Annotated in this window: 1 protein-coding gene; it reads left to right on the top strand. The window is 72.2% G+C overall.

Going from position 1 to position 209, the window contains the following annotated elements:
* A partial coding sequence (locus tag I5731_RS00255; RefSeq protein ID WP_197309347.1) for an IS110 family transposase occupies positions 1-209 on the top strand: 209 nt, incomplete at both ends.

Here is a 209-nt window from a genome sequence, read left to right as displayed (position 1 = left end):
CTGCTTCCCCTTTCGCCGCTGCTTGTCGTCCTCGAGGCGACCGGCGGCTTCGAGAGCGTGGCGGCGGCCAGTCTCGTTGCCGCGGGGCTCCCCGTCGCGGTGGTCAACCCAAGCCGGGTCCGCTGCTTCGCGCAGGCGATGGGCAAGCACGCCAAGACCGACGCCATCGATGCCGCGGTCATCGCGCACTTCGCCGACGCCGTCCGGCC

Source organism: Methylobrevis albus (assembly GCF_015904235.1).
GTDB lineage: Bacteria > Pseudomonadota > Alphaproteobacteria > Rhizobiales > Pleomorphomonadaceae > Methylobrevis_A > Methylobrevis_A albus.
Note: the sequence above shows the minus strand (reverse complement) of the source record. Positions and strands in the feature narration are given on the sequence as shown.